This window comes from Chitinophaga silvatica (assembly GCF_003419895.1).
In the GTDB taxonomy this organism is placed as follows: domain Bacteria; phylum Bacteroidota; class Bacteroidia; order Chitinophagales; family Chitinophagaceae; genus Chitinophaga; species Chitinophaga silvatica.
In genome coordinates this window covers 442,146-465,846 of the sequence record NZ_QPMM01000006.1, presented here as the reverse complement: position 1 = coordinate 465,846, position 23,701 = coordinate 442,146, and the positions used below count along the sequence as shown (strand labels likewise).

The 23,701-nt window shown below is 37.4% G+C and carries 25 protein-coding genes; 12 read left to right on the top strand and 13 right to left on the bottom strand.

Translation table 11 applies throughout. From position 1 onward, the window contains the following. Window positions 1–4: 4 nt before the first annotated feature. Window positions 5–538: an RNA polymerase sigma factor gene (locus DVR12_RS13080; protein ID WP_116976115.1), complete on the bottom strand. Its 534-nt coding sequence runs from the start codon at window positions 536–538 to the stop codon at window positions 5–7. A gap of 125 nt (window positions 539–663) precedes the next feature. Further along, on the bottom strand, window positions 664–975 hold the full coding sequence (locus DVR12_RS13075; RefSeq protein ID WP_147323453.1) for a hypothetical protein: 312 nt from the start codon (window positions 973–975) through the stop codon (window positions 664–666). 177 nt (window positions 976–1,152) lie between these two features. Here DVR12_RS13075 and DVR12_RS13070 point away from each other — a divergent pair, with 177 nt between their 5' ends. Further along, window positions 1,153–2,118: a phosphatidylinositol-specific phospholipase C gene (locus DVR12_RS13070; RefSeq protein ID WP_116976113.1), complete on the top strand. Its 966-nt coding sequence runs from the start codon at window positions 1,153–1,155 to the stop codon at window positions 2,116–2,118. 146 nt (window positions 2,119–2,264) lie between these two features. Here DVR12_RS13070 and mnhG read toward each other — a convergent pair whose 3' ends face one another. The 7 genes from mnhG to DVR12_RS13035 are packed head-to-tail and all read right to left on the bottom strand — an operon-like array spanning window position 2,265 to window position 7,978. Further along, complete coding sequence (gene mnhG, locus DVR12_RS13065; protein ID WP_116976112.1) at window positions 2,265–2,630, bottom strand: monovalent cation/H(+) antiporter subunit G; 366 nt, start codon at window positions 2,628–2,630, stop codon at window positions 2,265–2,267. After that, window positions 2,623–2,898 (bottom strand): cation:proton antiporter, encoded by a 276-nt coding sequence (locus DVR12_RS13060; RefSeq protein ID WP_116976111.1) that lies wholly within the window; start codon window positions 2,896–2,898, stop codon window positions 2,623–2,625. Before DVR12_RS13060 ends, mnhG begins: the two co-directional genes overlap by 8 nt. Beyond that, on the bottom strand, window positions 2,895–3,371 hold the full coding sequence (locus DVR12_RS13055; protein ID WP_116976110.1) for a Na+/H+ antiporter subunit E: 477 nt from the start codon (window positions 3,369–3,371) through the stop codon (window positions 2,895–2,897). Before DVR12_RS13055 ends, DVR12_RS13060 begins: the two co-directional genes overlap by 4 nt. Before the next feature lie 2 nt (window positions 3,372–3,373). Beyond that, window positions 3,374–4,864 carry a proton-conducting transporter transmembrane domain-containing protein gene (locus tag DVR12_RS13050; protein ID WP_199417097.1) on the bottom strand — a complete coding sequence of 497 codons (1,491 nt, stop codon included), beginning with the start codon at window positions 4,862–4,864 and terminating at the stop codon, window positions 3,374–3,376. 35 nt (window positions 4,865–4,899) lie between these two features. Further along, a complete protein-coding gene (locus DVR12_RS13045) occupies window positions 4,900–5,253 on the bottom strand; it encodes a Na+/H+ antiporter subunit C (protein ID WP_116976108.1) in 354 nt (117 codons plus the stop codon). Window position 5,254: 1 nt separating this feature from the next. Further along, the gene (locus DVR12_RS13040) at window positions 5,255–5,668 is read right to left on the bottom strand and encodes a Na+/H+ antiporter subunit B (protein WP_116976107.1); all 414 of its coding nucleotides are present in this window, start codon (window positions 5,666–5,668) and stop codon (window positions 5,255–5,257) included. A gap of 3 nt (window positions 5,669–5,671) precedes the next feature. Then, window positions 5,672–7,978: a putative monovalent cation/H+ antiporter subunit A gene (locus tag DVR12_RS13035; protein ID WP_116976106.1), complete on the bottom strand. Its 2,307-nt coding sequence runs from the start codon at window positions 7,976–7,978 to the stop codon at window positions 5,672–5,674. A gap of 179 nt (window positions 7,979–8,157) precedes the next feature. Between DVR12_RS13035 and DVR12_RS13030 the strand changes: the two genes are divergently transcribed. From DVR12_RS13030 to DVR12_RS13015, 4 genes are read left to right on the top strand one after another with little or no spacing between them, the layout of a single operon-like run. Then, a complete protein-coding gene (locus tag DVR12_RS13030; RefSeq protein WP_116976105.1) occupies window positions 8,158–8,616 on the top strand; it encodes a carboxymuconolactone decarboxylase family protein in 459 nt (152 codons plus the stop codon). A gap of 51 nt (window positions 8,617–8,667) precedes the next feature. Continuing rightward, window positions 8,668–9,009 (top strand): YciI family protein, encoded by a 342-nt coding sequence (locus tag DVR12_RS13025; RefSeq protein ID WP_116976104.1) that lies wholly within the window; start codon window positions 8,668–8,670, stop codon window positions 9,007–9,009. A gap of 2 nt (window positions 9,010–9,011) precedes the next feature. Further along, window positions 9,012–10,235 (top strand): RNA polymerase sigma factor, encoded by a 1,224-nt coding sequence (locus tag DVR12_RS13020; RefSeq protein ID WP_116976103.1) that lies wholly within the window; start codon window positions 9,012–9,014, stop codon window positions 10,233–10,235. A gap of 36 nt (window positions 10,236–10,271) precedes the next feature. Next, window positions 10,272–10,739: a hypothetical protein gene (locus DVR12_RS13015; RefSeq protein WP_116976102.1), complete on the top strand. Its 468-nt coding sequence runs from the start codon at window positions 10,272–10,274 to the stop codon at window positions 10,737–10,739. On the opposite strand, the gene DVR12_RS13010 is transcribed toward DVR12_RS13015, so the two are convergent. After that, a complete protein-coding gene (locus DVR12_RS13010) occupies window positions 10,723–12,276 on the bottom strand; it encodes an alpha/beta hydrolase-fold protein (RefSeq protein ID WP_116976101.1) in 1,554 nt (517 codons plus the stop codon). The two genes, DVR12_RS13015 and DVR12_RS13010, sit on opposite strands and share 17 nt — an antisense overlap. Window positions 12,277–12,431: 155 nt before the next feature. Here DVR12_RS13010 and DVR12_RS13005 point away from each other — a divergent pair, with 155 nt between their 5' ends. Then, window positions 12,432–12,956, top strand: a complete 525-nt coding sequence (locus tag DVR12_RS13005) for a GNAT family N-acetyltransferase (RefSeq protein ID WP_116976100.1) — start codon at window positions 12,432–12,434, stop codon at window positions 12,954–12,956. An 8-nt stretch (window positions 12,957–12,964) separates the two neighbouring features. On the opposite strand, the gene DVR12_RS13000 is transcribed toward DVR12_RS13005, so the two are convergent. Further along, a complete protein-coding gene (locus DVR12_RS13000; protein ID WP_116976099.1) occupies window positions 12,965–13,402 on the bottom strand; it encodes a GNAT family N-acetyltransferase in 438 nt (145 codons plus the stop codon). Window positions 13,403–13,579: 177 nt separating this feature from the next. Here DVR12_RS13000 and DVR12_RS12995 point away from each other — a divergent pair, with 177 nt between their 5' ends. The 4 genes from DVR12_RS12995 (at window position 13,580) to DVR12_RS12980 (ending at window position 20,061) form a co-directional block, all read left to right on the top strand. Beyond that, window positions 13,580–15,253: an N-6 DNA methylase gene (locus DVR12_RS12995; RefSeq protein WP_116976098.1), complete on the top strand. Its 1,674-nt coding sequence runs from the start codon at window positions 13,580–13,582 to the stop codon at window positions 15,251–15,253. A 1-nt stretch (window position 15,254) separates the two neighbouring features. Then, window positions 15,255–18,056, top strand: a complete 2,802-nt coding sequence (locus DVR12_RS12990; RefSeq protein ID WP_116976097.1) for a BpuSI family type II restriction endonuclease — start codon at window positions 15,255–15,257, stop codon at window positions 18,054–18,056. Beyond that, window positions 18,053–19,153: a DNA cytosine methyltransferase gene (locus tag DVR12_RS12985; protein WP_116976096.1), complete on the top strand. Its 1,101-nt coding sequence runs from the start codon at window positions 18,053–18,055 to the stop codon at window positions 19,151–19,153. Before DVR12_RS12990 ends, DVR12_RS12985 begins: the two co-directional genes overlap by 4 nt. 191 nt (window positions 19,154–19,344) lie before the next feature. Further along, complete coding sequence (locus DVR12_RS12980) at window positions 19,345–20,061, top strand: hypothetical protein (RefSeq protein ID WP_116976095.1); 717 nt, start codon at window positions 19,345–19,347, stop codon at window positions 20,059–20,061. Here the strand turns inward: DVR12_RS12980 and DVR12_RS12975 are convergent, their stop codons facing one another. Together DVR12_RS12975 and DVR12_RS12970 are read right to left on the bottom strand one after the other, a co-directional pair. Then, window positions 20,062–20,784, bottom strand: a complete 723-nt coding sequence (locus tag DVR12_RS12975) for a hypothetical protein (protein WP_116976094.1) — start codon at window positions 20,782–20,784, stop codon at window positions 20,062–20,064. It abuts the gene before it with no gap. Window positions 20,785–20,961: 177 nt separating this feature from the next. After that, the gene (locus DVR12_RS12970) at window positions 20,962–21,645 is read right to left on the bottom strand and encodes a DUF4760 domain-containing protein (protein WP_116976093.1); all 684 of its coding nucleotides are present in this window, start codon (window positions 21,643–21,645) and stop codon (window positions 20,962–20,964) included. 385 nt (window positions 21,646–22,030) lie between these two features. Here DVR12_RS12970 and DVR12_RS12965 point away from each other — a divergent pair, with 385 nt between their 5' ends. Next, window positions 22,031–23,080, top strand: coding sequence for an ankyrin repeat domain-containing protein (locus DVR12_RS12965; protein ID WP_116976092.1), 1,050 nt, complete (start codon window positions 22,031–22,033; stop codon window positions 23,078–23,080). Between the two features lie 369 nt (window positions 23,081–23,449). Further along, the gene (locus tag DVR12_RS12960; protein WP_116976091.1) at window positions 23,450–23,701 is read left to right on the top strand and encodes a hypothetical protein; all 252 of its coding nucleotides are present in this window, start codon (window positions 23,450–23,452) and stop codon (window positions 23,699–23,701) included.

The window sequence follows — 23,701 nt, the reverse complement described above, 5'->3', positions numbered from 1 at the left end:
GCAATTATTTTTTCTGGTAATGTTTTTCCAGTATTGGTTTCATTTTATTTCTGGCTTCACTAAGATGCCATTTAACGGTTCCTTCACTTAATTTAATATTTGTGCTGATTTCTTTAATTGAAAAATCTTCCAGATAGAATAAGGAACAAACTATCCTCGTAGCAGGAGGTAGATTGTCTAATAATTTGTAAATATCTTTCCATTCAAGTTGTTTTAGCACCCCAGCATCAACAGTTTTAGACTCCTCAGTTATTTCATATAGTGGGGGCCATTTTTTTAATCTAAGTTTATCCAGCACCACGTTTCGCACTACGGTGTAGGCCCAGTTATATAAGGTACCTTTTGTATCGTCGTATTTATGAAGTTGGGTAAATACCTGTAGCATTCCATCATTTAAGGCTTCCATTGCATCTACATCGTTATTATAAAACTTTCTACACAATAGGAATAGCGAAGGATAAAACTTTTTATAAAGTTTCTCCTGGCCTAACCTGTTGTTAGCTAAACACTCCTTAATCAAATGTTGAATATCTTCCAAAAAGCGACGTACAGCTTACAGAATCATTTATAATTCAATAGAGATAACCACGGAACGTTTACACGTTACCGTGGCAATCCTTATTTGTATAAGATAGTTATTAGTATTTTCAATTTACAAGATACTCAACTTGCAAAACTTTTACCATGAAACACAGAGTCGAATGGTGGACGAACAGTATCGCGTGGTGGACGAATCGTATCGTGCGGATTAACTATAATTGTATCATGTGGATGGATAGTATCGTGGGGATTTTTAATCGTATCATGCGGAATTCTGATTGTGTCATTTGGATTTTTAATTGTGTCATGTGGATTCTTAATCGTGTCTTGTGGGTTTTTAATGGTATCGTGCGGATGACCAGATGAATCGGTTATAGACATAATCTTATTGCCCAAACTATCGAATTGCAAGTTTTGTTCCTTACGACATCCCATTATAATAAAGGTGCCAATTACCGCAAACAAAAGATAAATCGGTATATGTTTCATAGAAATCATTTATTATAGTAAACGGGAAAGAATAAACGAAAGGTTGGGTATTAACAGAAAAAAAATAATACTGCGGTAATCAGGCAGTGGTAGGTATTATGTTTATAAAAAAAATAATACTTTATGAAGTATCAACTCTATTTGTTTGCCTTTCTTGCTTTTGTATTCTCTGGCTGTAAAAAAGACCTTACAAATCCTGCCACTCAATCAAAGCTCTCTGCAGGCAACAGTGAACTATCAACTTCTTTGCTCACCTACTCCTTAAATAGCTGGATGAGCGCTGTAAATGACAACACCTCCCTTTCCGCATTGTCTATTCCCGGAACTCACGATAGTGGGGCACGAGTAGAACCTGTAGGTGGCACAGCCAAATGTCAGACCCTCTCGATCCGTGAACAGCTAGACGCCGGCACCAGGTATCTGGATATCAGATGTAGACATATCGGTGATGCTTTTGCCATACACCATGGCTCCATTTATCAGAACATGAACTTTACAGATGTATTAACCATGTGCTACGACTTCCTGGCAGCCAACCCAACTGAAACCATTATTATGAGCGTTAAGGAAGAATATGACCCGACCAACAACACCCGCTCTTTTGAGCAAACTTTCGACAGTTATACACAATTACAACCCTCTAAGTGGAACTTGGGTGCTACAATTCCCAATCTGGGATCTGTAAGAGGCAAAATTGTACTGGTAAGACGATTTGGGGCTTCCAACACACCGAAAGGTATTGATGCTACCAACTGGGCCGATAATACTACTTTCTCCATAAATAATGGTAGCGCAAACTTAAGAGTTCAGGACCAATATGTTGTACCCGATAATAGTGGAAAATGGACCAGCATCACCAATCTGCTATCCGAAGCATATAGCGGTAGTTCTTCTGTACTGTATCTCAACTATTCCAGTGGATATAAGTCATTGATTTTTGGCATTCCAAGTATCACTACTGTATCTAATTCCATCAATCCACAACTCGATACATATTTCACTAATAACACTCATGGAAGATATGGAGTAATTGCAATGGATTTTGCTACCGCAAGCAGAAATACCCTAATCGTTAATACCAACTTTTAAATGCATAGGTAATCTGAAATTATTGTAAATGAACTATTTGGAATGATTTAGTTGCAAATATTATGGAAATGCCAATAGTAGGGTTGGAGTTATTATAACTAATAAATTCAATGAGGATGTATCTAACAATTCTGTTGATACATCCTCTATTTATCTTCTTCCCCACTCCCGAGGTAGTTGGTATGCTCGTCATACTTGCCCTTCAGCTCATCCAACACAGACTTTTTCCAAAGCTTTGTTCCTATAAGATAGGCAGCACGGCCTATCACATGCCCCGCAACCGGTGCTGTAAGCACTAAAAAAAATGTTATAGCCAATACCTTGGTAGTGATAGATACGTCTGCAAAAAATATAGCCGCCGCAGCTAATAATAATCCAATACCTAATACAGCCGCTTTAATAGTTACTGATAATTGCAGATAGAAATCGGGCATCCGCACAATTCCGATTGCTGCTATCAACACAACTATAGCGCCCAGTGTACACAAAAACATTATAAGAAAGTCACTCATTGTTCTTCTTTTTTTCCAGGTAATAAGAAAACGCTACCGTTCCTAAAAAGGCTATCAATGCAAGGATCATCCCATCATCTAAAAAAGTAGATTGATTAGTTTGAATACTATAAATAGTAATAATGCCAATTCCAATGGTAATCAGCAAATCGAGTGCAATAACCCTGTTAACAATGGTCGGCCCTTTAAAGAACCGATAAGCCACCAGTAATACGGCTACCGATAAAATAGGTAAAACAACATATGTCAGATAATTATTCAGATTCATCTTAAAATATCTAATAAACGTTTCTCCAATCCTCCTTTTGTCTGTTTAATAAATACTTCTTTATCTTCCAGGTACATCACATGGATATAAACCACCTTTTTATCATCACTAACATCCAATATCAAAGTTCCAGGTGTCAATGAAATCAGATTGGTAAAAAAAGTTATTTCCAAATCTGTTTTTGCATCAAGCGGATAACGTACTATACCCGGCTTCATAAAAAACTTAGGGGTTATTACATCATAAGCCACCTGCAGATTTGCTTTGATCAATTCATAAATAAAAAAGAAAATAAATCCTATTACAGCAGGAACCCTGGTAAAATATTTTCTGCCATCGGTATTATGTGAAATAACCCATAAAATACCATAGCTTAATGCGAAACCGAATACGAAATTCACAAACACAAATTCACCTGTTAGCATAACCCAGGTAAGGGTAAGCATTATGTTCAAGAGAAATTGTTTTATCATATTCAATTACTTTGTGGTGATATAATCTCTTTCGGCCCCATCACTGCTTCTATATAAGGTTTTGGATGTAGTAGATCATTAGCTATCCTTTCCGACAACACATTTATACGCTCAGCACAAAAACCTATATACAATGAAATAAAAACCAACAATGCTATTGGAGCCACCAGCATAAATTTGCTTCTCCAATTCATCGCTGCAAAATCATCTGTCGATTTTTCAATCGCAGGTTTTTTCTTCCAAAAAACATCTCCCCACATTTTTGCTATCACATAAAGCGTAAGCAAACTTGCCAGAATCATCGCTACCAACAGATACCAGGAATGGGTAGTAAACGTTTCCCGAAACAAATATATTTTTGGCCAAAACCCCGACAGCGGCGGAATTCCAACCAACGAAAAGAAAACTATCGCCATCAGCAAGGATAACTTCGGGTAATCTTCATACAATCCCCCCAATTCATCCATATTCATTGTTCCCCTGATTTTGTAAATCAGTCCACTTACCAGGAATAGCGTTGTTTTAACAATAATATCATGAATCAGATAAAAGATTGTTCCCGCAAGTGCAAGTGTAGTATACATTCCCAGTCCTCCCAGCAAATAACCAATATGGCAAACTATAAGGTAGGAGAACATCATCCTCATATTTCGTTTGGTTAATGCTCCAAATGCGCCTGTTAATAATGTGAGGCTGGCAATAATCAGGAAAATATTTTTTGTAAACGTATCTGGTATAAATATGAGCGTATATACTCTGATCAGTGCATAAATGCCCACTTTGGTTAACAATCCTCCAAAAATAGCTGCTATGGCTGAAGGAGGTGTATGATAAGAAGATGGCAACCAAAAATATAGTGGAAAAACAGCCGATTTAATTCCAAAACCAATAAAGAATAATAATCCTGTAACACCTATTAACCCTTTGTTATGTATTGTAGCCATTTTCAACGAAAGATCCGCCATATTCAAACTACCCGTCAACCCATACAATATGGCGATTGCTGTTAAAAACATGACAGAAGCCAGTAAGTTAAGCGTTACATATTTAATACCTCCTTCTACCTGTGGTTTTTTGCCTCCCAAAGTCATCAACACAAAAGAGGAAATAATTATCACTTCAAACCAAACATATAAATTGAAAATATCTCCTGCCAGAAATGCACCATTTAAACCTAACAGCAAAAAATGAAAAATCGGAAAGAAGCCATATTGAATACGTTGCCGGCTTATTCCCACCGTTGAATACATACTTACCGCCAGGCCACTGAAGCCGGTTAATAAAACCATGGTACTGCTAAAGGCATCTGAAACAAAGGTGATTCCAAATGGAGCCTTCCAGTTGCCAGCCTGCATTACCAGATACCCCCAATGCCAGGTCTTCGAAAACAAACCAATACTCAGTACTAATACCACCAAGCTCCCTAATACACTAATAATACGCTGAACAACTACCTTGCGCCAGAAAAAAATCAGTAGCACGGCTGTGAACATCTGAGCTATAATGGGAAGAATTATGTAGCGATCTATCATATACTTGTATCCGGTGTATTAAGGTCGTTCAGGTCATCTGTTTGTATAAGAGCATGTACTCTTTTTAGGAGTACAATGGCAAAAGATTGTAATCCAAAGCTGATTACTATTGCTGTCAGGATTAAAGATTGAGGTACCGGATCTGCATATATGCCTGTAAGTACTTTATCTGCATCTCCGATAATTGGTGGCTTACCTCTGGTAATTCCACCTAAAAGAAAAATCAGCATATTGGCACCATTCCCTAATAGAATCAGCCCTATCAGCAATTTAACCATGCTTCTTCTCAACATCATAAAAATGCCTGTGGCATATAATACTCCCACCAATATTAACAGCAATAGTTCCATATTATAGAATACTTTCAGAAATGGTAAACAATATGGTTAGTGTAACCCCTATCACTACAAAGAAAACACCTATATCAAAGAATAGTGGTGTACCAATAAGCCCGATAATCGGCACCTGAACAGACAACCACTCACCCGACATAAACGGTTTTCCTATGAGCATAGGTGCCAAACCACTCAGTAATGAAATAGCCAATCCCACCGGGATAAAGGCACCCGGAGGATATCGTAATAACTTCCTGGTATTCTGTAATCCATTCGCAAATGAATGTAATACAAATGCTATACTGGCGATTAGTCCACCTACGAACCCCCCCCCGGGCTTATAATGCCCACGCAGCAGAATAAATACTGCAAACAATAGCAAAAGTGGCAACAGGTAATTAGAAGCTGTTTTTAAAATAATACTTTTCATAATCTATTCTTTGGTGGTTGAGCTAACTCTCAGTTTCATTAAGCTATATACGCCCAGGGCTGCAATGGTTAATACTGTAATTTCTACCAGGGTATCAAAGCCTCTGAAATCTACCAGCATTACATTTACTACGTTTTTACCTTTCGCTAATAAATATGCATTCTCTGAGTAAAATTTACTTATATCCTTAGTAGTTGGTTCATTCATTACCTCCAATGCTATTATGGCAATTAATAACCCAAATGCAGTAGCTATTACAGAATCTCTTAGAATCACCCGCCTGTCATTAATTTTCAAAAACGGAGGTAACCTGAAAAGGACCAGTACAAATAATACAACCGTAAGTGTATCGATGGTAAACTGTGTCATTGCCAGATCGGGGGCACTGTATATTACAAATAACAGGCAAATGCAATAACCCACTACACTAAGACTGGCAACAGCGTTGATCCTTGAGGAAGTAGATATACTCTTCCAGATGGCAGCTATAATTATAAGGAATATCACAATGTCGTATGAACGAATATCAGATATATTCGTTTTAATATCGAAATGTACATCCACACCTGTGATTAACTTCATAGCCAGGAGGCAAGTAATAAAGACTATAATCACGCTGACGTATGAACGTAAAAATCCGTTATGGAACAGATTAGTATACCTGTTGGAAAAATGTATGAATGCTCTGCCTAGTCGAACCGTGAGGGCTTCAGGGCTTAAATGCAGCCACTTATCCGTTAGTGGAATATAACTTCTTGATGGTACAAATAAATAATATAACAGGCAGCCTGCAATAATAGTAACTATACTCAGTACTACTACCCAGTTAAAGCCGTGCCACAACAGTAACGGCGACAAAATGGTTGTTTCTCCCAAGGCTGTATACACTGGTCTGATCAGTGGCCCGTCAACCAGTGAAGGCCATATTCCTAATACAACTCCCAGCAATGCCAGTAGTAAGGGCGGAAGCCAAAGCCGAAAGCTGGGAATATGCAAATGCTGATGTACCCCCGATAGTTTTCCGGTGAATGGTCTGATACCTGCCTGGAAGCCGGCATAGAGAATTAATATATTGGTAAATAAAGCAATCAGGGTTAGAATAACTGCGATATATGGAGCATGGAATGTTGACTCATAGATTAGTTCCTTTCCAATAAATCCAAAGGTAAGAGGAATACCAGCACTGGAAAAAGCGGCCAACATACCCGCCAGGGCAACAGGCCACATTACTTTTTTAAGACCTCTTAACATCCCGATATTTCTTGTGCCGGTTTCATGATCCAGAATTCCTGCTACCATAAACAAAGCAGCTTTATAAAGAGCATGCACAAGTATGAATACCGCAGCAGCCAGTAAAGCATTGGAAGTGCCTATACCCAGTAAAAACACCAGGGTTCCTAAGGCTGCTATAGTGCTGTAAGCGAGAATCTCTTTCAAATCTATCCGCTGTAAGGAATGAAAAGCACTGTAGAGCATCGTAATACCGCCAACTATAATGAGCGTAGTACTCCAGGATGTAGTATGGCCCAGGATTGGAGTAAATCTTGCCAGTAAATAAATTCCGGCTTTCACCATTGTGGCCGAATGCAGATAGGCCGATACTGGTGTAGGAGCTACCATGGCCCCGGGCAGCCAGAAGTGAAACGGGAATTGTGCAGACTTCGTGAAAGCCCCCGCGAAGATGAACAAAATCATCCACCCGTATAATGCATGTTGCTGTAAGCTACCACCTGAGGCGATTAAGCTATTTATAGAATAAGTACCCGAAATACTTCCAATAAGGATAAAACCAGCCATTAATAAAAACCCACCCGCCCCTGTTATTGTTAATGCCATCAACGCATTACGGCGCGACTTTTTCTCTTCATTATTAAACCCTATCAGAAAATAGGAACTTATACTTGTAAGTTCCCAGAAGATGAAAAGGATGATCAGATTATCTGCCAGTACCATCCCTAACATGGCTGCCATAAAAATGCTCAGATAGCAGAAAAAACGATCCAGGTATTTGTTTCCTTTTAAATAATAGGAAGCGTATACAAAGATGCAGGTGCCAATACCGGTGATAAGCAAACTAAAAAGCATAGCCAACCCATCCAGCTTAAAATCAAGATCCACCCCCATAGATGTAACCCAGGGATAATGAAACCTAACCGGACCGGCAGCAACTACCGGGATATATGACATGAAATAAATAAAGAGTGCCAGGGGCAACAAAGCAGGAAACCACGACAGGCTATTTCGTACCAGCTTGCCGGATAGTAACGTCAGAAACGCAAATAAAAACCCCGAGAGAACTACTATGAGCATATCGATGTTTTTGGTGCTAGGTTAAATATAACAAAAGACTGCCAGAGTTCCATAAAAAAGAGATTAAAAATCAATTACTTAAATCGAACTTCTATTTTTTTTAAAAAATTTTTCGTCTATCTGTCCTATTTTCTTTTATCCGAGCATCTCCAATGTATAAAAACATAAAAACTAAGATTATGAAACAGAGATTAAATTTTTTCGCAATTGGTGGTCCGGTATTAAAAGCGCTTTATACATTAGGTAATGTTGCCGGTAAAGCAATAGATCAAAAATTGTTACATCTTATATATATAAGAGTGTCACAGCTCAATGGTTGCGGTTTTTGCCTGGATATGCATACGAAAGATTTAAGGGAAATGGGAGAAACAGAACAACGTATGCTCCTATTAGGTGCATGGCGTGAAGCAAAAGTCTATACCAACAGAGAGAAAGCTGCTTTAGCCTGGGCTGAAGCACTTACAAATCTGGCGCCGGACGGTGTATCTGATGAAGTATATAATACAGCGACTGAACATTTTACACCTGAAGAACTGGTACATCTTTCCAGTGCTGTAATCACTATCAATGGGTATAACAGACTTAATGTTGCATTCAGAACACCGGCTGGTGATTATCAACCTGGCCAATATGCCTAAGCTCACCAATTAATTATAATTTAGTATTCTAATACCCTCAAATCCTTAAGAATGGAAGAATTTGCATTACTCTTCAGACAGCAAGAGCAAATCGACAACACAGCATTATCGCCCAAAGAAATGGAAAAACTAGCCCAAAAATGGGAAAGCTGGGTAAGCAATCTGAAAGAACAGGATCGTTTTATTTGTAATACCCGCCTGGCTCCATTTGGGAAAGTACTTAAACCCGGGGGTATCGTAACAGATGGTCCGTTTGTTGAAATAAAAGAAAGGCTTGGTGGATTATTCCTGGTTAGAGCCGAAAATCTTGAAGAAGCCACAACACTGGCACACGGATGCCCAATCCTTGATATAGGAGGAAGTGTAGAAGTAAGACCATTGTTTCAATATTAAGTATGGGATATAACGAATCTCTTAAGCAACTTTTTCAAAAGGAATTTGCGAAAATGGTTGCTGTAATAAGTAAGAAATATGGACTCCAGAATATAACCCTGGCAGAAGATATTATCAGCGAAACATTTCTTACAGCCGCAGAATATTGGGGAATGAACGGAATGCCTGATAATCCAACTGCCTGGTTATATGCTGTGGCCAGGCAAAAATTAGCTTACCAATTCAGAAGGCAAAGTATTTATAATAGTAAAGTACTTCCAGCCATTAAACCCGAAGAGGAAGCAGAAGAAATGCAAACACCTGATTTCTCTCCTGAACAAATACGTGATAGCCAGTTGCAAATGCTTTTTGCCATTTGCAACCCGGCTATTGCCAGTGAATCCCAAATAGGACTTGCACTACGTATCCTTTGTGGTTTTGGAATTGATGAAATAGCCGAGGCATTTCTTACCAGTAAGGATACCATTAACAAAAGATTATACAGGGCTAAAGAAAAATTAAGAGAAGAAAAAGTAGATCTGGCTTTCCCAGATCCGGCGGTTCTACCAGCCAGACTACAAACAGTTTTGCGAATAATATATTTATTATTCAATGAAGGATATTATTCTCAAACTCAAAATGAAATCCTGCGGAAAGAGCTTTGTATAGAAGCCCTCCGGTTAGGATTGATGCTTACAGAGTATGCTCCTACCAATCTGCCGGAAACCCACGCTCTTATAGCACTGATGTGTTTCAATGCATCGAGATTGGATGCCCGTATAAGTAGCGATACCAGTGCTATTCTTTATGAGGAACAGGATGAAGACTTGTGGGATAAACAACTGATCCGCCAGGGGATAAGATATTTAGGATCTGCAACTACAGGCAGTGAACTAACCACCTATCACCTGGAAGCCAGGATTGCTTCCTGGCATATACAAAAAGAAGATACTCCTGAGAAATGGAATAGTATCCTTTGGTTATATGATCAGCTACTGCTACTAAGCTATTCACACTCCATTGCGCTGAATCGACTATATGCATTGTATAAGGCTAAAGGCAAGGCAGCTGCCCTTCCTGAGGTACTGGCACTTAATATGGAAAATAATCACTTTTACTGGCTACTGCTGGCCGAATTGCATCATAATGAACCACTGCAGCGCAGTTATTATGAAAAGGCACTACGTCTGGCCAAATCAGGAATAGAACAACAAGTTATCTCCAAAAAAATAGATCAGCTTTCTTAAAATATTATCTTTGGGCATACCAATATAATTTTTAAGATGTATCCTATCTTATTGGCAATACATTCGCTTATCCGCTGGCTGGTAGTTATATCTCTGTTTGTAGCAATTGTCAATGCATTCATCGGTTGGTTTAAGAACAGGCAGTTTAGGAACAAAGATCTTGCGATTCAACGTATAGCCGTTGAAGTGGCTCAACTTCAAATGCTGATAGGTATAATTCTATATGTCATTAGCCCAGTTGTGCGGTATTTTCTCACACATTTTAAGGAAGCTATCAAATTACGGGAAATCCGGTTCTTTGGACTCGAACATATTACCATGATGCTTACTGCAGTTATCCTCATTACAGTAGGATCATCTGTTTCAAAGAAAAAAACCAACGATTTAGAAAAATTTAAAACAGTAGCAATCTGGTATACAATAGCCTTCTTAATAATATTCTCCTCAATTCCCTGGCAGTTCTCGCCGCTGACGAGCAGGCCTTATTTCAGGGCATTTTTTTAGATGGAGAGCTGACATTATTATACTGAAGCGAAAATGGTATTCCTATAGGTAATTTTGCTAAAGTAGATTTATCCCCGAATGCCTGGTTCAGATAGGTGATAGACAAATTCTTATCTCCACCTTTATGAAGATACTCCAGTTTAAAATGATGGAATCCCTTGGCTAAAGGCAAAACATAAGATTTACTACTAAGCTTATCGGCAGGTTGATTGATAGTTAATAACAATTGGTTATCTACATACCATCTGGCAATATAGTCGGCATCAATAAAAAAAGTATAATAACCCGTATTTAAGCACTTCAGATATCCATCAACTTTACAAGCAAATGGAGTATTACCAGTATAACTATATACACTAAACGAGTTATCAGTAATCCCTTTACTCAGTGGTTTTAATGAATCAATAATCAAGGTAGTTGTGTCGTAATTATAAAAGGTATAATTAAAGCCACCAGCCTCTATTTTCGACGGAGGTACAATTGCCGAAAATATATTTCCTGATTTAAAAATTCCTTTCATCACCTTATCTTCACCATAATTCGAAAATTGTTTCATTGTAAGTATTGCGGGATTAGTTATCAACATCCCATAGTCGTATTTCTTAGAGTGTGGGGTAGGCTCGGCTCCATCTGTTGTGTATCTGATACCGGGATTCATTTGCAGATAGGTACTATACAGATAAATGGGAACAGGTTTATTCTGTGCTATAATTCCTGACAATGGAAAAAAATCAAGCATAAACGAGCTATAGCCAAAGTAGGTAAATTTTAATCCGTCATAGATATTTTTTAGCCTTACTGATCCATGATGTTCATCAGGGTTCTTTACAACCTGCCAACGTAAATATTCACTGGTTTGCTTGTTTAACAGGTCTTCCAGCTTCTTAATTCCAAAAGCTTCAAAGATCTGACCATCGCGGCCCCCGACAAAAAGAGTATGGAGCCTACTTACATTTGGGAAGCTTTGTTCTGCCAGCTTGAGAACAAATCCATCATTCCACCACAGTGCCGGATCTGAAGCTATAAAGCTATCAAAGATATCAGGATTTTTCAGGAACGTATATACAGTAAACAGTCCACCATACGAGTGCCCAAACAGGATATTTTTTCCACTGGTAGCATAATGTGCGTTGATATAAGGAATGATCTCTGAATTAATGACCTTAATAAAGTTATCAGCCCCTCCCGATAATGGAGAGCCCTCTACTTTCTGAGGTAGCAGATCCCGGTCTCTGGAATTTTCATTTTTATCGTACCAGTAAATATTCTTAATACCAATTACGATAACCGGAGGCATAAGTTCATTTTCCTGAGAGAAGGAAAGCACAGGTGGAATAAATCTACCTAACATTTCTCCATCCAATGCATAAACAACATCGTACTTTTTATCTTTACTATAATTGTCTGGCAGATATACTTGCAGGTATCGTTGTTCGCCAAGTATTTTGGAATAAACAGAATCTTCTTTCTCCTGTGCCAATAAATTGCCTTGCCATATTAACATGAAGAACAGAAGAGAAAAACAATAAGATTTCATGTCGATTTGTGCATTTAGTATAAAATGGAGTGGAACAGCAGAAAAGGTCAAATAGTGGTATTACTACAAAGTACAAAAGAATATCTATTTTTTCGATATCCTTTAAGGCTGTATATTTAATCAAGTTTTAATACAGTCATTAACAATTAATTACAATGATCATCAGGCGTGAAGAGCCCAAAGATTACCCAATTGTATTTACTTTACTTGAAGCTGCATTCAGAGATGAAATGCATAGCGATCATAAGGAACAATTTCTGGTCGAAAGATTAAGGAAATCGCAGGCCTTTGTAAATGAGTTATCTATAGTCGCAGAGCAGGATGGAGAAATAGTAGGATATATCCTATTAACAGAAATCGACATTCAGCAGAATGAAGAACTAACTCCTTCCCTTGCATTGGCACCAGTGGCTGTATTACCGACTCATCAATACAAGGGAATTGGAGGCCAACTAATTGAATATGCACATAATAAAGCAAGAAGCCTGGGCTATCAATCTGTTGTGGTATTAGGTCATGAAACCTACTATCCTAAATTTGGGTATCAACCGGCTGAAAATTTCGGGATAAGATTTCCTTTTGACGTACCTGCTGAAAACTGCATGGTACTTGAACTGGTACCAGGTAGCCTTAAAAATGTAAAGGGCCTTGTCAGGTATTCGCCAGCATTTTTTGAGTAGATATTATTTTATAATTCCATAAATAATATAGGAAATGGTTTGCCCATTCCATCTACAGCAGATCGACCAGTTACCTTAAAACCCTCGTGTAGATAAAATCCCACGGCTTGTTCGTTTTGCTCATTTACATCAACAGCATTAATGGCTTTTTCTTTTATCGCATATTGAAGTAATGCCTTTCCTATTCCTTGTCCTCTGACCACCGGATCAATGAACAACATCTCTACCTTGTTCTCAGCAATTCCAATAAAACCCAGAATTTCTCCACTGTCCGATTTCACACAAAATAGCTCTACAGCCTTAAGATATTCATTAAGGATTAGCGGCTTGAAAAACTGGATATCTGCCTCCGACAAAAAATGATGTGTAGCTCTCACTGAAGCTTCCCATACCTCAACTAACGCGATATACTCTTTCTCTGCTACAGTATTAATTATATGGATCATAAATGCAAAATTAATAAACTAAACAGGGTTACTTTTAGTAAGCGCTAAAAAATTTACATTTGTGTTATAAACGAGGTTTGTTTAACTTGAATGAATCAATGATTTTTTGGGAAAATACCAATAAAGTTTACATAGTCAATTTCCAATATATAATTTTAGCTAAAGGGATCACCAAACATGAGAAGGGCAGAAAACAGTACATATAACGAGGTAGGGGAAACAACTTCTTCAGCGATCAACATGGCTATACATTCCAAAAAAGAGGAGCTGCAGCAGTTAGCAAACCTATCTTCTGAGGAAAGAAAAAAGAAATTAGGCCAGGTATTTACGCCCAAAACCATTGCTCAGGTAATGGCTTCTATCATTAAAAAAGATCTGAAACCCAAACAGGGGGTTTTGGATCCTTGCATCGGCCCTAATACTTTTCTATCCTGCTTTTCCGATCTATCGTTTCAACCTTCCCTCATAGGAATAGAAATCGATAAAAATCTGATCACTCCAGCTACTGAAAGTTTTTACAAAGAAAAAAACAGGGAATTGGTATTAGATAACTTTCTAACCTATCCAATATCTCAGAAGTTCGACTATATCATTCAAAATCCTCCGTATGTCAGACAAGAGTTGCTCTCTAACGGGGTAAATACCAAAAAACTGGCAACTGAAAATATCGGAGAAGAATTATCAAAACAGATTCCTACCCAATCTAACCTCTACGTATACTTCCTGATAAAATCGATCCAGCATCTCAAGGATAAAGGAACAATGGTGGCTATTATTTACGATAGTTGGTTATACAGTTCCTTTGGTAAAGAACTGAAAAATATCTTCCTAACCCTTGGTACGCTGAAAAATATATACCATTTTAAACATAATGCGTTTGAGGATGCAGAAGTGGGAGCAACGATAATAGAATTCTGTAAAGAAAAGAAACGAAAAGGTCAGGCTGTTAGCTACTATGCTTTTGATTCTTTTCAAAGCATTACATCCATAAACGATTTTGACGCGTATACGCCCACAATAATACAGGAGAAGGATTTTCCTGATTACAATTTTAACAGTTGGAGATTAAGTAGTATTGATTTTGAAACCTGGATTTTTTCGCAGCTCAAAAGTATTTCGGATCAGCCTATTCAACGAGGCATTGCATCAGGAGTTAATGACTTCTTCCTGCACGACACCAAGCGCTTTGAGGAGTCTGTGCCTATCATCAAGGATGTATCGAAAGTTCCACTATATAGCGCAAAATCTCATACCGATTACTTACTGTCCATAAATGAGGAAGCCACTGGGGAAACAAAATCATATCTGGTTGAAGTGAAAGATATTATTACTAATTCAGAAGATAAGTATAAAGCGGTAAAGGATAAGATCAAGAGTGGTAAGAATTGGTATAAGATCAATCTGAAGAAGCCTGGTAACTTCATTTTCAACTATTACCTTCGAAAAAATATTGATTTCATTCTGAATGAACAACAATATTATGCCTCAGATAACTTTTATATTATGCAAATTCAGGAAGAGCCAGATGCACATCTTGCCATTCTGAATTCAAGCTTTACCAGAATCTCAGTATTACAAAAATCGAGAAGCCAGGGGAACGGATTGCGTAAAATTCAGTTATATGAATTTGCCGATGTTCCGGTTATGAATATCAATAAGCTTGCCCAGGATACTATCTCAAAATTAAAGTCTTCCGGCACTGAACTTAGGAACCAAAATCGCTACACCGGAAGAAACCACCAGTTAATAAGACAGATAGACGAAATACTGCTTGCAGAGTACAATCAGGTAGCATCAAATAAAATTACGTTGGAAGATTTGGAAACGGAATTAAAAAAATATATAAGTTGATATGCCACAATTATGGTACAATTATGACGAGGTAGCAGACTTCCATCCTCTTGTTGAGCAAGCCCTGCAAAATGCGCTGGTTAATAAGGGGTATAATAACATTGCCGAAATTGTTCATCATCCTTCTATCCCAAATAGTAGCATTACCCCCGACTTTGCAATAAGATTAAAGTCGAACCATCATTACATTTTTATCTGCGAAGTAAAGAGAACCGAAAGAGATGTTGAATCGCAACGCTACCAGAACCAGACAAGGTCTTATGTCACAGATGCCGGTCCGCACTGGGCGGTAGGCTACCATAAATATTTCTGTATTACAAATATTGAGCGGTTAATTCTCTTGGCCGATAGAAACGGGCCACTAATGTCCTGTGTCTTAAGGAATAATCCAATACAGAATCCTAAATTCAATCCGGCTACTCATGATGCAACAGACGCCGTAGCTGGTTTGCAAAATGCCTTTGAAACAATACTTCCTGTTATTTTCAACAGAACCAATCCAGACTGGGATAATAATTGGGAGCATATTATCGAAACATTCCATAGTAATTATATAGGTCTAAAAAGTACTCTTCATGGAAATTCAGAGCTTCCATTGTATGAGCTTTTCAGGCTCTTGGCTTATGCATACCTGAAAGACTACTATCAACAAAGGAATAGCCCTAATTCGGCATATTTCCGCAATTTCCCAACTGCTGGTACCAGCCTTTCCGACTTCATCAGGATATTGAGTACTAATTACACAAGGATAATGCAACTGGACTTTCGTCAGATTTTCTCTGATCATCCCAGTCAAAATCAGCGCATTTTCCCTAATAATCTTACCGATCAGCAGTTACAATATTTCAAGAATCTGATTCAGTGTCTTATCAACTATAATAGCCATGCTGTTGCCAACAACGATTCTCCTTCCTACTTTTTCAATTTACTGACATCCGGAATTTATGACAGAGATGAAATGCATAGTGAAGGAAAAATAATGTCGGACAGTGAACTGTCTAACTTACTGGCAGCACTGTGCATTGACTCAGATACCGCCAGGGTTTTAGATCCGGGATGTGGGGATGGGGCTTTATTGGATGCTGCATATGATCAGATTAGCCTGATTGCTTCTACAGCCAATAGAGTTAAGTCACATAATGAAATATTGTCGCAAGTCGACGGACTTGAAATAGATCCGTTTTTATCTCAGCTTGCAGCTTTCAGACTTCTGACTAAAAACCTGACCCAGGTAAATAATACAACCCAGGCAAACATCCAGATTGGGGATATCTTTCAAAATAGCAGGCCTTTACAATATGATGTGGTGCTTATGAATTCACCATTTCTCAGAAATGATAATCATAAAACCTCCATTTCGGGCGCTCGTAAAACAGCCATGATAAATGCCATACAGGCCACGGGTGTCAACTGTTTTGTATCTGATGCCCAGCAACCGAATTTATACTTTTACTTTGTAAATTATATATGGCACTATCTCAACAACAATGGGAAAGCCGGCATCATTTTAATGGCTAAATTTCTGAACAATAAGGATGGGGAGCATCTAAAAGCCTTTCTTTTAGATAAAGCCGAAGCTATTATTACCTATCCCCGTAAGTATTTCCAGGACTTTGCAGTAACTACCGCCATTGTGATCCTTAAAAATGGAAATAATTCGGCCAATATTTCCTTTCTCAAAATTGCTGACGAAAACATTTTATTAAATCCGGAAAGCGTTAAGTCGATCTTAAACACGCAGCAGGATACCGTTACCGCCTCCTACAAATTAAGCGTAGTACCAAGAACATCGCTCAATGCTGCCGATAATTGGAAGAACTATATTAATGACAGAAGGTATGAAGATGTTTACAATCTGCCATTGTTCAGAAATATAGATCATCATTTTTCGGTAATAGCCAGAGGAAATGCAGAATCCAATGGTGCATCCACTATTATTTTTCCAACCAGAGATAATCGCACTTCCAGCTACAAAGGGTATGGTAAACGGCCAGGTACCGCGCAGGCGAGTCAACCAAGAACCGAAATTACACTGCCAACTGCCCTGAATGGCCAAATAGGACACGGTATTCAAAATAATATGGTAAGGAGAAATTTTAGTCTCTCCTTAAACGACCTTAGTATTGATGAAGCATTTCATTTTCCGGGGAAATTCGACGACACTCAACCTTATGGCTTATTGCCACACCTGCAGGGTAATTCGGCGTTCGTGGAGTTCTACAATGATTGTATAACAGAGTTTACCGAACCAACCTGGAAGAAGGTAGTTAATAGTGCATTTAACAATACCCTAATACCAAAGATACTAATACCGCGGGCCGACAGAACCAAGCATGTTGTTTATTATAATCCACATGCCGTGAATATAACCCTGTCGAGCAATTTCTTTTATTGTAACGATTTACAGAATCATAATGTGAATGTAAATGATGAATTGCAATATCAATTTGTATCTTCGTTTTTACTTTCAGTATTTGGGCAGATTCAGTTCGAATTAAATGCTAGTAACCAGGAGGGTCTTCGCAAGCTCGAAGGTTTTCAGATCAAGCGATTCAGGATTCCGGATTTATCGAGTATCACGCAATCAGAAATTGATAATGTTGTTAACGAATTTCTTAGTCTGAATGCGGCAAATATTGAATTTAGTGGTGATGAAGGAACTAATACCCCAAGAAGAAACCTTGATATTGCTATAGGAAGCATTATATTTTCTCGTGATCATCTTGGTTTTAGAACTGTGGAAGAAATGGTAGATTATTTTGAATTATTCTTAGCAGATTTAGTAGAGGATAGAAGAATATGAATACGATAAAAGTAGTAAGTTTATTTGCAGGATGTGGAGGTTTGGATCTGGGCTTCAAACAGGCCGGATACGATATTATCTGGGCTAATGATTTCCTCAAGGATGCCTGTGAAACTTATAAGAAAAATATTGGTGATCATATCGTACATGGAGATATCAACACTGTAGATGTAAATAGTATTCCACAGGCAGATGTAATGATTGGAGGGCCTCCCTGCCAGTCTTTTTCTTTAGTAGGGAAACGCGATCCGAAAGATGAAAGATCCAATCTTGTTTGGTCGTACCTGAAAGTACTGGAGCATGTAAATCCGAAAATATTTCTGTTTGAGAATGTTACAGGCATTTCATCGGCTAAAAATCCTGATGGCACCAGAGTAATTGACAATCTGGTAAAAGCTTTTGAACAATTGGGTTACAGCATTACAGTAAATAAGCTGAATGCAGCAGATTATGGTGTACCACAAAGAAGGCAAAGGGTTTTTATTGTAGGTAATAAGATTGGGAAAACTATTGAAAAACCAGTTCCTACCAATTCGGAAGAAGGCGAAAAACTGCCAGGTTGGGTAAGTGCATATGATGCATTATCAGATTTATCGGAAACTTCAGAAACAGGTGTTTGTAAGTATATTCAAAGCCCGGTTTCGGAATATCAGAAATTAATGCGGCTTGCCACTACAGATAGCTATTCCCTTCATGTTACCCCATACGCCAGTGCCAAGGATAAAGAACTGATTAGTCATATACCTCCGGGTGGCAACTATGTAAATGTACCTGATAGTGTGGCAACCAAAAGGATTTTAAACTTCAAGAAAACAGGAGGCCGTACTACCACATATGGCCGTTTAAGTGAAGATAAGCCTTCATATACGCTAAATACACATTTCAACAGACTTAATGTAGGTTGTAATATTCATTATAAAACAGAAAGACTGATTAGCTTAAGAGAGGGCCTTAGAATTCAATCTTTTCCTGATGATTTTGAAGTGCTTTCTTCCAACAAACGTAATTATTATGTTCAGATTGGAAATGCAGTACCGCCAATGCTGGGAAAGGCGTGGGCTGACTATTTTAAGCTGTTTTTATCTTCTAATAAATAAAGGTTTTAAACTGAAAAAGCCAGGATGGTGTTCTACTATCCTGGCTTTTTTGTTGCCTGATTATCGAGCCCTGATCTTAGGTAATTGATAAAATAATAATTCTTACTTTAGTTGACCACAAATATGACAGAATCCCTGATTTAGAAAAAAATCGATTGGGAATGGTTAAATGAAGGAGACCAATAAATCTAATGATAAGAAATATATTCACTTTAGCAATACTCACATTGTTTTTTGTTGCTTGTAATTCTCAGGTAACATCAACCGTAAAACTTCAGCCAACTAGTGTAATTGATAAGCACCAGGGTGCCATTGATAAATTTTGGAAATGGTTTGAATCAAATGAAAAGGAACTACGAAATTTCCAGCGCAATCCCGACAAATATCTGGGGCAGGTTCTTGATAGTGCAGAAAACATCGAAGGTGGCCTGGCAATTGAATTTGAGCCACCTGCCAATAACACCATTAATGTAACAATTTCAGCAGATGGTAATAGAGACTTATTTCCTGTTGTTCAGAAAATAGTAGAAAGTGCCCCTAAAATTAACGGCTGGACCTTTGTAGCATTCAGGCAAAGAATACCAATAGAAAAAGTTAAAGGGATGAATTTTGAGGTGAAGGGTACAAAACTGAGCCCGGACAACATGAAATTCTACCCGATCATTACAGGCGATACACTCGACCTTATTATCTATGCTAATAACATCACTGAAGAAAACTATAACCAGGCAGCATATTCGAGCCTCCTGCTTGTAGACAATATTTTAGGCGAGTACGATTGTGTTATGAAGGTTCGACATTTCGATTTGCAGAATACACCAACAAAAAAAGAAGAGCTGAAAGACTTATTACCGTTACTCGACCTGGCGGAATTTGTTGATAATTTTCAAAAAACTAAACGTCCGTAATTACTTTACCTCCATGTATTTTACGTCCATGGCATTGCACCAATCCTTAACTTGTAAAGGTTTAACTTTAGGATTGGTGTAAACGCTGTCGATATACTTAAACTGCTCGTCCGATAGTAATATTATTTTCCCATCATTTCCTCCACCTACAGGATATAAACGATCTTCTTTATTTTGTTGTGCTAACTGATCATTTATAATCTCTACAAATCGTTGTACTGCTTCATTCCAACCATACCCTTTAAATCCTTTAAAGACGGTATATTTTACCCTATTAATTGTAATTGTTTGATCTGAAGACAAAGAAATTTGGTTGTAACATTCATAGTGATCATTTACTTCAATGGTTAATCCAATTTTTGCAAATATTGGTTTCAAATCATTAAGCATACTAATGAACCCACCATGTTCAAAAAGATCTTCATTATCGCAGAAGTAATATCTGTAATCTTTAGCACGCGGCAGTACATCATCCCAGATCATTGGAAATTCACCTGCCGGATCATACTCTTCAATCATATTCTTTTTAAGAGAATCCACATCTTTTGGATCTGCATATTTGAAATATCCAAGCTCGGCAAGTCGGTTTATGAATTCTGTAGCCTCTTTATTGGATTGAATGGTTATTGAAGGTTGATCATTTTTTGATTGTTTACGTTTAATGGGCCATAGGTAGAAGACAATAATTAGTATGGCTATTACAAAGTATAATATTGAATTCATAGGGCGATTCTTTGGCCGATTCAAATTTCAATTGGATGAAATAATACGCATGTTTTCAAAACAATAGTAAAAAAGGCAAGAATTGGTGTTCCCAATTCTTGCCTTAAAGAATTTATCTGAAATGATAACAATTTTTATATTTTATCACCTACAGTCATATTAATTTAATTGAATAAATTAAGAAATAATTGTCGATTTTTTTACGCCTACTTCAACCTCAGATTGGAGATTTGGCCACCACTCCTCTGCTAAATTAGTAAAATTTATCCAAATAGTGTCTCTGTTTCTTTTTCTTCTATAATATTGGATAAAATAATAATAATCAACATAATATATTTCAAATATATAAGAGAAAAATTCAAATATGAATTGTTTGTCTATTAATCCCTTATGTACTCCTACTGAAGTACTTTCAAAAAAGTTAAAAATTCCTTTTAGAGAGGCTCTGAATTCCTGTTCACCTTCAAAGTATTTATCAAAAGCCTCAACAGACCTCTCAGCCATAGCCATAAACCTATTTTCAAAGTCTATGCTTGTTTTCTGATAATCTCTGAGCGGGGCCTTGTGCCATTCATTAGCAGTATTAAAAGTCAAAATATCCTTTGCTGTTTTATAATCATTTATGGTTTTGGATGCAGAAAATTCATAGTTCAGAGCAGTAAAAAAAAGAGTGATTGTAAGCAATAGACTTGTACAAATTTGAAAGGTATCTTTTGCTATCCACTTACAAGAGAAATATACATAACATCCCAATATCGCAATTGCAAATATTACAAATGCACAAATGATATAACGATTCTTGAGCACCCATGGGCCTATTTTCTCATACCACCTTGGGGTAACTTTATTTACTGAGCTCATAACGTAAAAACTAGTAAGTATTTGAATAAATGATATTGAATTCTCGTTACTGGGGAAATTTATAACTGATAAGAATATATTGCATTACTCTTTGTACGCATAGTCATCTAATATCAAGAAGTTAAGGGATTAACTTCGCTATTAAAGATACTATTTAGTTTTGATAAACCAGAGCTCAAATACATCATTTAAATATGATTGCAGATTGCGAATATTCTATATTTCGTTTTGATCCATCAATTAATCATTTGTAATGATTAATTGATGGATCAAATAATAATCCTCACCGCATCAAATTAAGATTATATTATGCATTATATAAATGCTCTAGTTTTCTTTTTATTACTATTTAAAACAATTATTTTTCGGGAACAGACATTTTAATATGGCAAAGAAAAAAATAACACTGCCCAAAGATTTCGAGGAGCTTCTTAGTAAAGGCGACCTTCAGGAGCTGAAAGAGGTTTTTAATAAATGTGAAATAGATGCACGTGGAGGCTATGGAAAACAAACAGCATTGGCATATGATAATTGTCCACATTCTCTCGCAAAATGGTTAGTGGAACAAGGTGCAAACTTAGAAGCTACAGATACCTGGGGCAATACTGCTCTTCACAATCGTTCCCGTAGTTACTTTGGTAATATAGAAAGCTTATTGGAATTAGGAGCAGATGTCAATAATGGCGGTAGTTCTGTGGGTACTCCATTACATGCCGCCGCAGATTCTCATAACGTTGAAAACACGAAACTTCTGCTGGCTCATGGTGCAAAACCAGATACTCTAAATTCAGATAAACATACTCCCTTAGATCAAGCACTGAAGACTTGTAGCAATATAGATATTGCCAATACCGTTAAACTGGCTCAAATATATCTGAATACCGGAATTCGAATTACTTCCCAAATGCAGGAATCTGTTATAGAAATCGGCAGCCGATTTGAATTCCACAGAGCTAATTTTAATAAGGCTGATGTTGATGAAGTAAGTAATGCACTGGAGGAGTTATACAAACTTTTTGAAGTGAGCCCAGTTCCCAAACGTATTATGCATGACGGCAAGTCTTTAATTACAATAAAAAAAGAAGCCTGGCAGGATCAGCATCAGGAACTTTGGGAACTCTTGGTTCCTTCCAGTGGTGCTACTGAAACTATGCAAGGCGAAGTTACCAGAATCTCAGGGAAAATTGCATATGAATTGGAAGACAATGGAGGAGTAAACTGGGATAGTGATTATAAAAAAATGGCTGATGCTTTTCTTTCATTTTTAAGGCAAGGAAAACAACTTCCTGCTAAAGAACTGGCCGAAGCTGAAGAAATAGTAGCAGCAATTAAACGAAAAGCAGGCAACTCTGCCAGACTATGTGAACTTGGAGTAAAATGGGTAATAGAAAACCCAATGCCAATAAAACTTCCAAAGATGGAATATAAACGATAAACATTGTAATGACGGTATATAGCAGTCGAAGGCCTATATTTCTTTAGTCACTTATAGGCATTGATCTAATAAACCAGGAATGGGAATCTCAACATCCAGAGCAACCTATTTCTGGTTTTTTATTTAATTGGGAACCTTGAAAAAAAGTCTATTATTTACCACTAACCTACCAGATAAAAAGCAGATCTTTGTAAAAAGACCCCTGTGTGGTTTGGCCCCAAAAATCAGAACAAATCAAAGATCACTATAGCTCCATAAAAATTCAGCAGATCAAATCGTTACATAAATTTTGTTTTCTAATCAACATCTTTCAGTATATATTTTTCACATTATTTCAATTATATGTAATCATTTAAATTATAAAATTTTATGAAAAAGGCGATTTGTTTATTGATGTTAATGACAGTATTTGTTTTTAGCTGGTCATCTGCCCAAACAATTAAAAAATATAAATCAACAGCACAGGATTCATCGAGTCGTCAGATTGAACGGAAGGGAGGTGACAAGCAATCAAAAGTATCGAAAGCATCTGAAGTTGAACTAAATCCACAGCCTTTGCCTCCTGTAGCTCCGGATAAGAATAAGAACAAGCAAAATAACAAAAAGAAAAAAACAATGTAA

What these genes read in the sequence shown, in the direction of transcription:
- DVR12_RS13075 (WP_147323453.1), bottom strand. Translation starts at nt 975, where the DNA reads ATGGGATGTCGTAAGGAACAAAACTTGCAATTCGATAGTTTGGGCAAT.
- DVR12_RS13070 (WP_116976113.1), top strand. Translation starts at nt 1,153, where the DNA reads ATGAAGTATCAACTCTATTTGTTTGCCTTTCTTGCTTTTGTATTCTCT.
- mnhG (WP_116976112.1), bottom strand. Translation starts at nt 2,630, where the DNA reads ATGAGTGACTTTCTTATAATGTTTTTGTGTACACTGGGCGCTATAGTT.
- DVR12_RS13060 (WP_116976111.1), bottom strand. Translation starts at nt 2,898, where the DNA reads ATGAATCTGAATAATTATCTGACATATGTTGTTTTACCTATTTTATCG.
- DVR12_RS13055 (WP_116976110.1), bottom strand. Translation starts at nt 3,371, where the DNA reads ATGATAAAACAATTTCTCTTGAACATAATGCTTACCCTTACCTGGGTT.
- DVR12_RS13050 (WP_199417097.1), bottom strand. Translation starts at nt 4,864, where the DNA reads ATGTTCACAGCCGTGCTACTGATTTTTTTCTGGCGCAAGGTAGTTGTT.
- DVR12_RS13045 (WP_116976108.1), bottom strand. Translation starts at nt 5,253, where the DNA reads ATGGAACTATTGCTGTTAATATTGGTGGGAGTATTATATGCCACAGGC.
- DVR12_RS13040 (WP_116976107.1), bottom strand. Translation starts at nt 5,668, where the DNA reads ATGAAAAGTATTATTTTAAAAACAGCTTCTAATTACCTGTTGCCACTT.
- DVR12_RS13035 (WP_116976106.1), bottom strand. Translation starts at nt 7,978, where the DNA reads ATGCTCATAGTAGTTCTCTCGGGGTTTTTATTTGCGTTTCTGACGTTA.
- DVR12_RS13030 (WP_116976105.1), top strand. Translation starts at nt 8,158, where the DNA reads ATGAAACAGAGATTAAATTTTTTCGCAATTGGTGGTCCGGTATTAAAA.
- DVR12_RS13025 (WP_116976104.1), top strand. Translation starts at nt 8,668, where the DNA reads ATGGAAGAATTTGCATTACTCTTCAGACAGCAAGAGCAAATCGACAAC.
- DVR12_RS13020 (WP_116976103.1), top strand. Translation starts at nt 9,012, where the DNA reads ATGGGATATAACGAATCTCTTAAGCAACTTTTTCAAAAGGAATTTGCG.
- DVR12_RS13015 (WP_116976102.1), top strand. Translation starts at nt 10,272, where the DNA reads ATGTATCCTATCTTATTGGCAATACATTCGCTTATCCGCTGGCTGGTA.
- DVR12_RS13010 (WP_116976101.1), bottom strand. Translation starts at nt 12,276, where the DNA reads ATGAAATCTTATTGTTTTTCTCTTCTGTTCTTCATGTTAATATGGCAA.
- DVR12_RS13005 (WP_116976100.1), top strand. Translation starts at nt 12,432, where the DNA reads ATGATCATCAGGCGTGAAGAGCCCAAAGATTACCCAATTGTATTTACT.
- DVR12_RS13000 (WP_116976099.1), bottom strand. Translation starts at nt 13,402, where the DNA reads ATGATCCATATAATTAATACTGTAGCAGAGAAAGAGTATATCGCGTTA.
- DVR12_RS12995 (WP_116976098.1), top strand. Translation starts at nt 13,580, where the DNA reads ATGAGAAGGGCAGAAAACAGTACATATAACGAGGTAGGGGAAACAACT.
- DVR12_RS12990 (WP_116976097.1), top strand. Translation starts at nt 15,255, where the DNA reads ATGCCACAATTATGGTACAATTATGACGAGGTAGCAGACTTCCATCCT.
- DVR12_RS12985 (WP_116976096.1), top strand. Translation starts at nt 18,053, where the DNA reads ATGAATACGATAAAAGTAGTAAGTTTATTTGCAGGATGTGGAGGTTTG.
- DVR12_RS12980 (WP_116976095.1), top strand. Translation starts at nt 19,345, where the DNA reads ATGATAAGAAATATATTCACTTTAGCAATACTCACATTGTTTTTTGTT.
- DVR12_RS12975 (WP_116976094.1), bottom strand. Translation starts at nt 20,784, where the DNA reads ATGAATTCAATATTATACTTTGTAATAGCCATACTAATTATTGTCTTC.
- DVR12_RS12970 (WP_116976093.1), bottom strand. Translation starts at nt 21,645, where the DNA reads ATGAGCTCAGTAAATAAAGTTACCCCAAGGTGGTATGAGAAAATAGGC.
- DVR12_RS12965 (WP_116976092.1), top strand. Translation starts at nt 22,031, where the DNA reads ATGGCAAAGAAAAAAATAACACTGCCCAAAGATTTCGAGGAGCTTCTT.
- DVR12_RS12960 (WP_116976091.1), top strand. Translation starts at nt 23,450, where the DNA reads ATGAAAAAGGCGATTTGTTTATTGATGTTAATGACAGTATTTGTTTTT.